At 64.8% G+C, this 12,621-nt stretch carries 11 protein-coding genes and 1 rRNA gene; 6 read left to right on the top strand and 6 right to left on the bottom strand.

From position 1 onward, the window contains the following. The first annotated feature begins 175 nt into the window (after nt 1-175). A 5S ribosomal RNA gene (gene rrf, locus ACIPK7_RS28945) occupies nt 176-291 on the top strand. A gap of 224 nt (nt 292-515) precedes the next feature. Here the strand turns inward: rrf and ACIPK7_RS28940 are convergent. The 6 genes from ACIPK7_RS28940 to ACIPK7_RS28915 all read right to left on the bottom strand — a co-directional run bounded on the left by ACIPK7_RS28940 (nt 516) and on the right by ACIPK7_RS28915 (nt 8,013). Continuing rightward, a complete protein-coding gene (locus ACIPK7_RS28940) occupies nt 516-974 on the bottom strand; it encodes a GNAT family N-acetyltransferase (protein WP_401091775.1) in 459 nt (152 codons plus the stop codon). Between the two features lie 120 nt (nt 975-1,094). Next, a complete protein-coding gene (fabB, locus tag ACIPK7_RS28935; protein WP_348590083.1) occupies nt 1,095-2,312 on the bottom strand; it encodes a beta-ketoacyl-ACP synthase I in 1,218 nt (405 codons plus the stop codon). A 10-nt stretch (nt 2,313-2,322) separates the two neighbouring features. After that, the gene (gene fabA / locus ACIPK7_RS28930; RefSeq protein ID WP_138216449.1) at nt 2,323-2,838 is read right to left on the bottom strand and encodes a 3-hydroxyacyl-[acyl-carrier-protein] dehydratase FabA; all 516 of its coding nucleotides are present in this window, start codon (nt 2,836-2,838) and stop codon (nt 2,323-2,325) included. A gap of 231 nt (nt 2,839-3,069) precedes the next feature. Further along, nucleotides 3,070-4,986 (bottom strand): ATP-binding protein, encoded by a 1,917-nt coding sequence (locus ACIPK7_RS28925; protein WP_401091772.1) that lies wholly within the window; start codon nt 4,984-4,986, stop codon nt 3,070-3,072. Further along, nucleotides 4,983-5,903 (bottom strand): ABC transporter substrate-binding protein, encoded by a 921-nt coding sequence (locus tag ACIPK7_RS28920; protein WP_192433919.1) that lies wholly within the window; start codon nt 5,901-5,903, stop codon nt 4,983-4,985. The genes ACIPK7_RS28925 and ACIPK7_RS28920 overlap by 4 nt, the downstream gene beginning before the upstream one ends. Before the next feature lies 1 nt (nt 5,904). Further along, on the bottom strand, nt 5,905-8,013 hold the full coding sequence (locus ACIPK7_RS28915) for a TonB-dependent receptor plug domain-containing protein (RefSeq protein ID WP_401091770.1): 2,109 nt from the start codon (nt 8,011-8,013) through the stop codon (nt 5,905-5,907). 182 nt (nt 8,014-8,195) lie between these two features. Between ACIPK7_RS28915 and ACIPK7_RS28910 the strand changes: the two genes are divergently transcribed. The 5 genes from ACIPK7_RS28910 (at nt 8,196) to ACIPK7_RS28890 (ending at nt 12,417) form a co-directional block, all read left to right on the top strand. Beyond that, entirely contained in the window at nt 8,196-9,218 is a 1,023-nt protein-coding gene (locus ACIPK7_RS28910) for an NAD(P)H-dependent glycerol-3-phosphate dehydrogenase (RefSeq protein WP_192433917.1), read from the top strand. 13 nt (nt 9,219-9,231) lie between these two features. Further along, nucleotides 9,232-9,588 (top strand): DUF4389 domain-containing protein, encoded by a 357-nt coding sequence (locus ACIPK7_RS28905; RefSeq protein ID WP_401091768.1) that lies wholly within the window; start codon nt 9,232-9,234, stop codon nt 9,586-9,588. Next, nucleotides 9,585-10,049 carry a phosphohistidine phosphatase SixA gene (gene sixA / locus ACIPK7_RS28900; protein WP_192433912.1) on the top strand — a complete coding sequence of 155 codons (465 nt, stop codon included), beginning with the start codon at nt 9,585-9,587 and terminating at the stop codon, nt 10,047-10,049. The genes ACIPK7_RS28905 and sixA overlap by 4 nt, the downstream gene beginning before the upstream one ends. Nucleotides 10,050-10,308: 259 nt before the next feature. After that, complete coding sequence (locus ACIPK7_RS28895; RefSeq protein ID WP_401091766.1) at nt 10,309-11,976, top strand: AMP-binding protein; 1,668 nt, start codon at nt 10,309-10,311, stop codon at nt 11,974-11,976. A gap of 15 nt (nt 11,977-11,991) precedes the next feature. Next, a complete protein-coding gene (locus tag ACIPK7_RS28890) occupies nt 11,992-12,417 on the top strand; it encodes a hotdog fold thioesterase (RefSeq protein ID WP_081519161.1) in 426 nt (141 codons plus the stop codon). Nucleotides 12,418-12,621: the final 204 nt, after the last annotated feature.

The raw sequence follows: 12,621 nt of genomic DNA, 5'->3' as shown, positions 1-12,621 counted from the left end.
CAGTAGTGAAACGACGCATCGCCGATGGTAGTGTGGAGTTTCTCCATGTGAGAGTAGGTCATCGTCAAGCTCCTATCCCAAGACCCCTGGTCAGCATCGCTGGCCGGGGGTTTTGCTTATTAGTGCAAGCAACCCGAATTCGGATGAGCGCCAAGGCGAGCATCCAACCGAATTGCTTGACGACCATAGAGCATTGGAACCACCTGATCCCATCCCGAACTCAGTAGTGAAACGATGCATCGCCGATGGTAGTGTGGAGTTTCTCCATGTGAGAGTAGGTCATCGTCAAGCTTCTAATTCCAAAGCCCCTGATCAGCGAGAGCTGGTCGGGGGTTTTGTTTTATGGGGCGGGAAAAGCTGCTCGCTGTGCAACGGGATACCGCTGTGCGGTGCGCTCTCTGCCCAACCCTCGCTGCGCGCCCCGCTCCGAAGGGAGAGGGGGGCGTTCGGCATAGAGAGTGGTTCTGGCGTTAGTCCGGGACTCTGAAGAGTGCGGTTCGCGAGCAAGCTCGCTCCTACAAGGGGGTGAGGGACTTGGTCATGATGAGGGTGCGTTCTTCGCCGTGGAGCTGTTCGCGCAGCAGGCGATAGCCGAGGCGGGCGTAGAAGCTTTCGGCGGTGAGAGAAGAGGGCACCAGCAGGGCCTCTACGCCGCGCTCCAAGGCAGCATTCTCGATTCTGGCCATCAGGGCCTGGCCGATGCCTTTACGCTGCTGCCGTGGCGCTATGAACAGGCTGCGCACGGCATGGCTGTCCAGCGCGCCTGTGCCGACGATTTCGCCATCCAGTAAAGCGACGAATACCAGCCGGTGTTCCAGCAACTCGGTCACCCGCGCAGGTGTAAAATTCAAAACCACCGACTCAATGACGCTCGCCGGGTAGTCCTGGCTGTTGCTCTCCCTGACGGTTGCGACGATGACCTGGCTGATGGCCTTGGCGTCATCGTTGTGGGCCTTTCTGATCAGAACATCCATCTGCACGCTCCCTGTTTATTTGCCTGCTCATCCTGACGGGATCGGCGGCGCCAGGGTAGGGCCGGAATCGCAGGCAACAAAAAAGGCGCCCTGGGGCGCCTTTCCTGTTTGGATCATCGATCAGCCGTTGTGGCGTTTCAGGACCAGGGTGGCGTTGGTGCCGCCGAAGCCGAAGCTGTTGCTCATGACGGTGTCGATCTTCGCGTTTTCGCGGGTCTCGCGCAGGATCGGCAGGTCAGCGACTTCCGGGTCCAGCTCGTCGATGTTTGCCGAACCGGCGATGAAGTTGCCTTCCATCATCAGCAGGCAGTAGATCGCTTCGTGAACGCCTGCGGCGCCCAGGGAGTGGCCGGACAGGCTCTTGGTGGAGCTGATGGCCGGGGCCTTGTCGCCGAACACTGCGCGCACGCCACGGATTTCAGCGACGTCGCCGACCGGGGTGGAGGTGCCGTGGGTGTTCAGGTAGTCGATCGGCGTGTCCACGGTCGACAAGGCCTGCTGCATGCAGCGGATGGCGCCTTCGCCGCTCGGGGCAACCATGTCGTAGCCATCGGAAGTCGCACCGTAGCCAACGATTTCGGCGTAGATCTTGGCGCCACGCTTGAGGGCGTGTTCCAGCTCTTCGACCACGACCATGCCGCCGCCGCCGGCGATGACGAAACCGTCACGCTTGGCGTCGTAGGCGCGGGAGGCCTTTTCCGGGGTGTCGTTGTACTGGGTGGAGAGGGCGCCCATAGCGTCGAACAGGCAGCTCTGGCTCCAGTGTTCTTCCTCGCCGCCGCCGGCGAAGACGACGTCCTGCTTGCCCAGCTGGATCTGCTCCATGGCCTGGCCGATGCAATGCGCGCTGGTAGCGCAGGCCGAGGAGATGGAGTAGTTCACGCCCTTGATCTGGAAGGGAGTGGCCAGGCACGCGGAAACGGTGCTGCCCATGGTGCGGGTGACGCGGTATGGGCCGATGCGCTTGACGCCCTTCTCGCGCAGGGTGTCAATGGCTTCCATCTGGTTCAGGGTGGAAGCACCGCCGGAGCCAGCGATCAGGCCGGTGCGCGGGTTGGAAATCTGCTCGGGGCTGAGGCCGGAGTCCTTGATCGCCTGTTCCATTGCCAGGTAGGCATAAGCGGCGGCGTCGCCCATGAAGCGGAAGACCTTGCGGTCGATCAGCTCTTCCAGGTTCAGGTTGACCGAACCGGAAACGTGGCTGCGCAGGCCCATCTCGGCGTAGCTGGGGTTGTGGCGGATGCCAGCACGGCCTGCACGCAGGTTGGCGGAGACGGTGTCTTTGTCATTGCCCAGGCAGGAAACGATGCCCAGACCGGTGATCACGACGCGACGCATGCGGATACCCTTAGAAGCTGTCAGTGGAAGTGAACAGGCCGACGCGGAGGCCTTCGGCGCTGTAGATTTCGCGGCCATCGACGCTGACGGTGCCGTCGGCGATGGCCAGGATCAGCGAACGATTGATCGTACGCTTGATGTGAATGTTGTAGGTGACTTTCTTGGCGGTCGGCAGGACCTGGCCGAAGAACTTCACTTCGCCCGAGCCCAGGGCGCGGCCGCGGCCGGGGTTGCCCTGCCAGCCGAGGTGGAAGCCTACCAGCTGCCACATGGCGTCGAGGCCCAGGCAGCCCGGCATGACGGGGTCGCCTTCGAAGTGGCAGGCGAAGAACCACAGGTCCGGGTTGATATCCAGCTCGGCGACCAGTTCGCCCTTGCCATACTTGCCGCCGACTTCACTGATGTGAGTGATGCGGTCGATCATCAGCATGTTCGGGGCGGGCAGTTGCGCATTACCCGGGCCGAAGAGCTCGCCGCGGCTGCAGCGCAGCAGGTCTTCTCGGGTGAAGGCGTTTTGTTTGGTCATGCGAGCTCCTCAAAAATCCTGGATAGCAGGCGTTGTTTGGCTTGTGCCTGCGGCGCCGCGTTCCGTTGTTCTTGTCACGGTGTCATGCGGCAGCCTAGTCATAGACTATTGCCTTTAAGTGAAAGTCACAGCAATCGGCGAACGCTTGTTCACTTTTCGCCGACGCCAGGTTTCCTCGTCGGGACGCAGGCCCCGGGCCGGTCCGCAGTTTGCGGGCAAGTGCTCCATCGATCAACGACCTGGAGCAACCCAGCGCTGCAGAATCCGCTGCAGCTCCGCGCGTTTGAACGGCTTGGCGAGGTAGTCGTTCATTCCCGCCTCCAGGCACGCCTCGCGGTCGCCCTGCAGCGCGTTGGCGGTCAGGGCGATGATCGGTACCTGTTCGCCGCCCGGTTTTGCACGGATCTGCCGGGTGGCTTCGTAGCCGTTGAGCACCGGCAGGCGGCAATCCATCAGGATTGCCGCGAACTCGCCGCGCTCGGAGGTGCGCACTGCCTGGGCGCCGTCACCCACCAGCGTGACGCGATAGCCCAGGCTGCGCAACATAGCTTCTATGACCGTTTGATTCACCGGGTTGTCCTCCACCAGCAGCACGGACTGACCAGTGGCAAGCGCGTCGCTGCCATTCGGCCGGTCGTCTGCGGCACTCTGACGCTCCCGGAAGGGCAGGGGAATCTCCAAGGTGAAGGTTGAACCACAGCCTTCTTCGCTGACCGCGCCCAGCGTGCCGCCCATCCGCTCGGCCAGGGTGCGCGCGATGGATAGCCCCAGCCCGGTGCCGCCGTAGCGCCGCGAGGTGGACGAGTCGGCCTGCTGGAAGGCTTCGAACATGTGTTCCAGGCGTTCGCGGGAGATGCCGATGCCGCTGTCCTGCACCGAACAGCTGAGCCACAGGACTTCGTCATCCAGCGCCTGCCAGGTCGCTTCCAGGCGCACGCCGCCTTCTTCGGTGAACTTCAGGGCGTTGCCCAGCAGATTGACCAGGATCTGCCGGATGCGCGTCGGGTCGCCCTGCACTTCGAGGTTGTCGAGGCCGTCCTGCACATTCATTTCCAGTTCGAGCCCCCGCTGCTGGGCGCTGTGCTGAAAAACCTGAATCGAGCTCTGGATCAGCTCCAGCAGGTTGAACGGGATGCGCTCCAGTTCCAGCGCGCCGCGCTCGACGCGGGAGAAGTCGAGGATATCGTTGATGACCTTGAGCAGGTGCTCGGTGGATTCGGTGGCCAGTGCGCTGTACTCGGCCTGCTCCTGGTTCAGCTCGGTGGTTTCCAGCAACTGCAGCATGCCCAGCACGCCGTTCATCGGGGTACGCAGCTCGTGGCTCATCATCGCCAGGAAGTCGGATTTGGCGCGGTTGGCCTCTTCGGCTTCCTCCCGCGCCGCCACCAGCTGCGCGATGCTGCGCTCCTGCTCCAGGCTGGCCTGCTGCAGGCCGCGGGCAAGGTTGTTGATGTGCCGGGCGAGGTCGCCGACTTCGCCGTCATCCGGCACCGGCAGGGTGGTGTGGTAATCGCCGGTCTGGATCGCCTGCACAGCGCGGCCCATGGTGCGGATCGGCGCGGCCAGGCGGCGGGCGAGGCGGCGCGCCAGCAGGTAGGTGAGAATCAGTGCGAACAGCGCGAGCAGGCTGGCCTTGAGAAGGATTTCCTGCTGCCGTTCACTGAAGGCGTCGCTGGCCATCCCGACCACCACGCGGCCGAGATAATCCCCGCTGGGCGGTGCGGCTGTCGGCAGCATGTTGTTGGAGCTCGCCAGGTCGCTGCCATCAAGGGCGATGTTTTCGCGCTGGATCGAGGCATGGAAGATTTCCACCTTGGTGCTCGCCTGTGCCGGATCGGCGGCGTGCTCGACGTAGACGAGGATGTTGTCGCCGCGATCGCGCACTTCGATGAAGCGCACATGGGCGGTGCTCAGGGTCGCCCGCAGCAGGCTCTGCAGGACCGGCAGGTTACCGGAGATCACCCCGTATTCAGCTGCTGGGGCGAGCTGGTTGGCGATCAACTGGCCGGTGTGGTTGGACTCCAGGCGCAGGTCCTGCAGACGCGAATACGTGAAGTAGGCGGTCAGCAGCACGGTGAGCAGCAGCGCCGGGCCGAGGCTGATGGCCAGCATGCGCGTCTGGATGTTCCAGCTCTTGCGGGAACTCATGGTTTTTCTCCTTCGGCCAGGCGCTGCGCGAGTTCCGCGTCGCCTTGCAGGTCGATGCCGAGCGAGCGCGCCACCTGGCGGTTGCTCTGCACCTTGAAGCGTTCGGGGTAGAGGTTGCGGGGCCATTGCTCCGCCGGCTCGTCTAGCAGGGTGTCGAGGGTCTCCAGCCAGTCGCTCTGGTCGCTGTAGGTGCTGGCCAGGCTGCCTGCCTTGACGAAGGCGGCGGTGGGGCCGATCAGCGCCCGGTTCTCGGCGTAAGCGCTGAGGAGGATGCCCTTGATGGTCTGCGCGTTATAAAGCTGTTTGTCGTCCAGCCCGAGCAGCAGGTCACTGCGACCGAGCAGTTCTCGTAGCGGGCGGCTGTCTTCGGCGCGGGTTTGCAGCTCGCTGACCAGTTCGACGCCGAGCTGATCCGCGCTGCGCTGAAGCTCTTCCAGGAGAAATTCGCTGCTGGGGCCGATCAGCACGCCAATGCGTTGCGGACGTGGGCTGAGTTGCAGCGCCAGTTGCAGTTGGCGTGCCGGTGGCGGGTCGCTCCACAGCAGGCTGAGGTGCGGCGGCTCGCGCTCGCCCAGCACTTGCCTGGCTTCGACGCGGCTGACCAGCAGAGTCAATGCCGGCGGTGCGTCGTGGCTGGCCAGGCGCCAGTTCAGCGCACCGCTGCCAAGCAGCAGCAGGTGCGTCTCGCGATCCAGCTTGTCGGCGGGCGGCAGGTTCTCTGGCGATTCCAGCCGCACCTGGTCATGCGGGCGACGTTGCGCCAGGGCTTCGGCGAAGTCCTGCAGCGCAGGGCTCTGTTCGGTGCTGACCAGCAGGATGTCGCGTGCCTGGACCGGCAGCGCAAACACGCAGGCCAGCCAGAGAAGCAGGGCGCTGAGGAGGGGGCCGGGGCTCGTCCGTGAGCGGCGGGCAGACATGCTAGAAGTCCACCTCGGCGCTGAAATAGAGCAGGTGGCGGTTGTCGTAGCGGTTTTCCGGCCAGGTCAGCGGCTCGTCGTCCAGCCGCTGCTGCAGAACGCCGGCCAGCTCCAGCGCCGCGCGACCCAGGGGAATGCGCTTGGCCACGCGCAGGTCGATGCGCTCGAAGCGGTGCTCGTTCAGTGCATCGTCGCCGTAGTAGAAGACCGAACTCGACCAGCCGCGCCCCCAGTCGCGCATCCAGCCAGCCGAGCCGCTGTTGCGCGCGGTTAGGCGCTGGTCGTAGCGGCTGCTGGCGTCGTAGTCGACATAGGCGTAGGTCAGGCGCACGCGGTCCTGTCGCGTCAGGCGCCAATCGAGCTGGGTTTCGGTGCCAGTGAAGCGGATTTCGTTGTCGTTGGTCGGTTCGAAGTCGGAGACCTTCAAGGGATCGCTGATCAGCCCGTGGATTTCGTCGTAGTAGGCTTTGATGTCGACCGCGAGCCCGAGTTCGTCGAATTGGCCGTTGTAGCCGATTTCCCGCGAGCGCATGCGCTCCTGGTCGAGGTCGCCGGGACCGTGGGCGCGGGCAAAGTAATAGGCGTTGGACTGACCGTAGACCGGCGCCGAGAGATTGCGCACCCGGTAGCTCCAGTTCACGTCGTTCTCATACATGTCCGGCGAGCGCACGGCCTCGGAATACACCGCGCGCAGGCTGTGGCGCGGGGTGATCAGGTAGTTGAGGGCGAGGCGCGGGCTGACCGAGCTGCCCGACAGCTGGTCGTCCTCTACCATCGCGCCGCCCTGCAGCAGCCAGTGCGGCGTCAGGTGCCACTCCAACTGGCCGAACAGGCGCCAGATATCGTTGTTCACCGTGCCGTCGAAGTAGGTTTCAGAGGTGGCCTGGTCGTGGCGGTAGCTCATGCCGCTGACCAGGCGCACGCCGTCGGCGAGGCTCAGGGTGTCCTGGACTTCGAGGTCGTAGCGGGTCTCGCGGATGTTCTGGTTCACCTGCCCACACACCGGCAGATAGGCGCCGGACGCCAGTTGCTGGACGACCTCCCGGGCCAGCGCCTGTTTCTGCGGCGCGCCGCGGGGAATGCGCGGCAGTGTGTCGGCGAAGTTCTGCACGTACTTCGGGTCCAGTTCCCATAGCTGGGCGAGCTGCGGACTGAAGGCAATCTGTGCCTCGCACGCGCCGAAATCCTGCAGGCGCTCCCAGTGCTCGGCGTAACCCTGCACATAGAGGCTGTGCTCAGGGCTGGCGTCAAAGGTCCAGCGCATGGCGCCTGCGTAATCACGGGCGGTCAGGTCGGAATTGTCGTCGCCAGCGGCGATGTTGCCGAAGATCGGCTCGTACCCGTAGGGCCTCTGGTTGCTGCCCTCCTTGGCTGCGAGCTGCCAGTCCAGGTTGTTGCGCAGGTCCAGGCTGTGGCTGGCTGCCAGGTTGAAGCGGCTCAGGCGGCGGCCGTCGCGGTAGTCGCGGCCGAACTGGTCGTGGTCGAAGCCATCGTCTTCCTGGCCGGAAAGAGACAGCCGATAGTCGCCGGAACGGTCGTGCAGACCCTGGCTGGCGTACCAGTCACGCACGCCGTTCTGGCCGACGGTGTATTTCAGCCGCGTGCCCTGGCTGTCCGCCGGATGCCGGGTAAGGATGTTGATCACGCCCATCAGCGCGTTGGCGCCGTAGCTCACCGCGTTCGGGCCGCGGAAGACCTCGATGCGGTCGATGTCCTCGATGGCCACCGGGATGTCGCTCCAGTCCACCGTGGCCAGGCCCGGGCGGTACACCGAACGACCATCAACCAGCACCTGCAGGCGCCGCGCCTCGGTGACGTTGGTGCCGTGGTAGTTCACCGTTGCCTGGTTGCCCGACAGGTAGCCGACCATCATGCCCGGCACCAGGCGCATCAGCTCGGGAATGTCGCGGGCGCCGGAGGCCTTGATCAGGTCGCGGTCGAGCACCGTCATGCTGCCGGGGACTTCGGCGGGGGACTGTTTGAGTCGCGTCGCGGTCAGAACTTCGGGGACGTCGAGGCTGTCCACGAACAGGTCGCCCGCCACGGCCTTGCCCGCCAGCAATGCGGCAAGCAGGGAAAGCGGCAAAGGGACGCGGACGGGACGATGCACGGAACGGCCTTGTTCTCGGTTCTTATCGGGTGGGTCGACGTCTGGAAAGAGACGTTTCCTGTCAGACGGATGTTAAACGAGGCGGCGCTGATTGCCAGTCCCACGATCCGCACTGGCCGCTCGCCGATGCGGCCTTATAATGCCCCAATCGCTGCCCCTGGGCGGCCACCAATGGAACAGACATGACACAGCAGCAACCGATCGCCGTCCTCGGTGGTGGCAGTTTCGGCACCGCCTTCGCCAACCTGCTGGCAGAAAACGGACAGCGCGTTCGCCAGTGGATGCGCGACGAGGAGCAGGCCGAGGCGATCCGCACCCGCCGCGAGAACCCCAACTACCTCAAGGGCGTGCGCATCCACGACGGCGTGGAGCCGACCACGGACCTCGCCGCCACGCTCGCCGAATGCGAGATGATCTTCGTCGCGGTGCCTTCCAGCGCCCTGCGCAAGGTGCTCGACGGCCGCAGCGAGGAGCTGGCGGGCAAGATGCTGGTCAGCCTGACCAAGGGGATCGAGGCGCAGAGCTTCAAGCTGATGAGCCAGGTGCTCGAGGAGATCGCGCCGAAATCCCGCATCGCGGTGATCTCCGGCCCGAACCTGGCGCGCGAGATCGCCGAGCATGAGCTGACCGCCACCGTGGTCGCCAGCGAGGACGAAGACCTCTGCGCCCAGGTGCAGGATGCACTGCACGGGCGCACCTTCCGCGTCTACGCCAGTGGCGACCGCTTCGGCGTCGAACTGGGCGGCGCATTGAAGAACGTCTACGCCATCATTGCCGGCATGGCTGCTGCGCTGGGCATGGGCGAGAACACCAAGGGCATGCTGATCACCCGCGCCCTGGCGGAGATGACTCGCTTCGCCGTCCAGCTTGGCGCCAACCCCATGACTTTCCTCGGCCTGGCCGGCGTGGGCGATCTGATCGTCACCTGTTCGTCACCCAAGAGCCGTAACTATCAGGTGGGCTTTGCCCTGGGCGAAGGCCTGACACTGGAAGACGCCGTGGCGCGCATGGGCGAGACCGCCGAGGGCGTGAACACTCTCAAGGTGCTCAAGGCCAAGGCCGACGAGCTGCAGGTCTACATGCCGCTGGTGGCCGGCCTCAACGCCATCCTGTTCGGCGGTCGCACCCTGGAGCAGGTCATCGGCGCGCTGATGAGCGGCGAGCCGAAGACCGACGTCGACTTCATTCCCACCACCGGTTTCTGAGGAGGTATCGCTCATGTCCGCTGAACATCCGTCCGCTCAACGTCAGGAAAAGGAATCCCTGGTCCTGCGCGTCGTCTGGATGCTGGTCTTCGCGCTGGTTTGGTTCGTCGCCGAGATGATCCTTGGCGCCGTGGTCGTCATCCAGCTTGTCTACCGCATCATCTACGGCGCGCCCAGCGGCAGCTTGATAGGCTTCGGCGACAGCCTGAGCCAGTACTTCGCGCAGATCGGCCGCTTCGGCACCTTCCAGACTGAAGAGAAACCCTGGCCGTTTTCCGACTGGCCGACCTCCCATGCTCCCGAAGGCGAGGCCCCGCACGACGTGCCGCCCGCACCGCACCCGGTGCGCGACGAGGAGCCCAAGCTTTGAAGCTCTGGTTGCTTCGTCACGGTGAAGCCGAACCCCAGGCTCGCCGCGATTCCGAGCGCCGGCTGACGGCACACGGCGTCAAGGAAGTGCTGAAAAGTGCTGCCCAGCTCGCCGGCCAGCCGCTGGATGGCATCCTCGCAAGCCCCTACGTGCGTGCGCAGGCGACTGCCGAACTGGTCCGCGAGGCGTTGGGTTTCGAAGGGGCCGTCGGCACTGCGCCCTGGCTGACCCCCGACGATGATCCGAAGGACGTGCTGCGCTTCCTCGACGGCCGCAATGAGCAGAACCTGCTGCTGGTCACCCACCAGCCGCTGGTGGGCGCGCTGGCCGGCCTGCTGGTGCATGGCAGCCGCAGCGACGCCGTGCCGTTCAGCACCGCCACCCTGGCGGAACTGGAAGGCGAGGTGCCGGTGGCGGGGCTGATGGAGCTGGTGTCGCTGCACCATCCGCGGCATTCCTGAGGTGGACAAGTCTCCGCGAAAAGGCCCCGCAAGGGGCCTTTTGCATTTCCGACGCCGGCAAATCGTGCCCGGATGTTTCTACACAAGGCCCGGTCCAGAGCGTCCGGAGCCCATCCTTCGGCTAAATCCTACAAAAGTTCACACGACCAGCCTTGTCTGCCGCTGCGCTGCGTGGAATATTCAACCAAGCAAGTGCTTGGTTGATCCATCGCTATATCCCTGAGCTACACCTCTGACAACAAGAAAAAAGGAGGGGCACGTGGTTAAAGCAGTCCGATTACCACTCGACCTGTTCTATCAGCGCGAGAAGAGCCACCCGAACAAACGCTACCTGGTGCAGCCGCTGGCCGGCGGCGAAGTGCAGACCCTGACCTGGGGCGAAGTGGGCGACCAGGCCCGCCGCGCCGCGGCCTGGCTGCGCAGCCTGAACCTGCCCGAAGGCAGCCGGGTGGCGATCATTTCCAAGAACTGCGCGCACTGGATAGTCGCCGACATCGCCATCTGGATGGCCGGCCACGTCTCGGTGCCGCTGTATCCCAACCTCACCGCCGACTCGGCGCGCCAGGTGCTGACCCACTCTGAAGCGGCAGTGGCGTTCATCGGCAAGCTGGATGACTGGCCGTCGATGGCTGCCGGCATGCCCGAAGGCGTGCCCACGGTGGCCTTGCCCCTGCACCCGCCAGGACAGTTCGACCACCAGTGGAGCGACCTGCAGCAACTGGCGCCGATGACCGACGACCCGCGCCCGGATGCCGCCACCCTGGCCACGCTGGTCTACACCTCCGGCACCACCGGCACGCCCAAGGGGGTGATGCACACCTTCGGCAACTTTGCCTTTGCCGCCAGCCACGCCATCGACCTGTTCGGCGTCGGCGGCGAAGACCGCCTGCTGTCCTACCTGCCGCTGTGTCACGTCGCCGAGCGCATGTTCGTCGAGATGGCCTCGCTGTATGCCGGGCAGACGGTGTTCTTCGCCGAGAGCCTGGACACCTTCGTCGCCGACATGCGCCGCGCCCGGCCCACGGTGTTCTTCGGCGTGCCGCGTATCTGGACCAAGTTCCAGATGGGCGTCTATGCGCAGATGCCGGCACAGAAACTCAACCGTCTGCTGCGCCTGCCCATCGTTGGCCGCCTGATCGGGCGCAAGGTGCTTGCCGGCCTTGGCCTGGACGCCGTGCGCTTCGCCCTTTGCGGTGCTGCGCCGGTGCCCGAAGCGCTGCTCAACTGGTACCAGCGCCTGGGGCTGAACGTGCTCGAGGTCTATGGCATGACCGAAAACTGCGGTTACTCCCACGTCTGCCGGCCGGGTGAGCAGCGGGCCGGCTGGATCGGTCGCAACAGCCCCGGTGTGGAAGTGCGCATCAGCGACGAAGGCGAGGTGCAGGTGCGCAGCGGCGCGACCATGGTCGGCTACTTCAAGGACCCGGAGCGTACCGCCGAGACCATCACCGAGGACGGCTACCTGCGCACCGGCGACAAGGGCGAGCAGGACGCTGAAGGCAACCTGCGCCTGACCGGGCGCATCAAGGAAATCTTCAAGACCGCCAAGGGCAAGTATGTCGCCCCGGCGCCCATCGAGAACCGCCTGGCCGTGCATTCGCGGATCGAGCAGATCTGCGTGGTCGGCGACGGTCTGATTGCCCCGCTGGGCCTTTGCGTGCTTTCCGAAGTGGGCCGCCAGGAAGCCGCCAACGGCTCGCGCAGCCAGCTGGAGCAAAGCCTGCAGGAGCTGCTGACTGAAGTGAATGATGCGCTGGACAAGCACGAGCGGCTGGCTGGTCTGGTGCTGGTCAAGGACGTCTGGACCGTGGACAACGGCTTCCTCACGCCGACCTTGAAGATCAAGCGCAACGTGGTGGAAGGGACCTACGGCAAGCGCTTCAATGAATGGGCGGAGCGCCGCGAGGCGGTGCAATGGCATGAATGACAGAAGGAATGCGGAATGACCTGGCGCACCACGCCCGACCTGGAAAAGCTCAACGCGAACCTGAAGAACACCATCGGTGAAGTGCTCGACATCCGTTTCGAGGCGTTCGACGACGACTCGCTGACCGCCAGCATGGTGGTGGATTCGCGCACCCACCAGCCCTACGGCCTGCTGCACGGCGGCGCGTCGGTGGTGCTGGCAGAAACCGTCGGCTCCACCGCCAGCTACCTGTGCCTGGACAACAGCAAGTACTACTGCGTGGGCCTGGAGGTGAACGCCAACCACCTGCGCGGGTTGCGCAGCGGGCGGGTGACTGCGGTGGCCAAGGCGGTACATATAGGTCGCTCGACCCACGTCTGGGAGATCCGCCTGCATGGGGATGACGGCAAGCCGAGCTGCATCTCGCGGCTGACCATGGCGGTGGTGCCGCTGGAGCGCTGAACCAGTTCCAATCTGCGGCCTGTCCCAGGATGGGACCGTAGGATGGCGTGGAGCGAAGCGATACCCATCTATCCCTGCACCAGCAGCATGGGTATCGCCTAGGCTCCGCCCATCCTGCAAAGGCGCTCCCTGCGGTTACATGCGTCAGTGGGAGCAGCGCCGCCCGGCACCCTCGCAATTTTGTCCAAGACCCGCCGTTCCCGC

The sequence above is a fragment of the Pseudomonas sp. NPDC086581 genome (genome assembly GCF_044746165.1).
Classification (GTDB): Bacteria; Pseudomonadota; Gammaproteobacteria; order Pseudomonadales; family Pseudomonadaceae; genus Pseudomonas.
The sequence above is the reverse complement of the archived record's forward strand: the minus strand, read 5'-3'. Positions and strand labels throughout refer to the sequence as shown.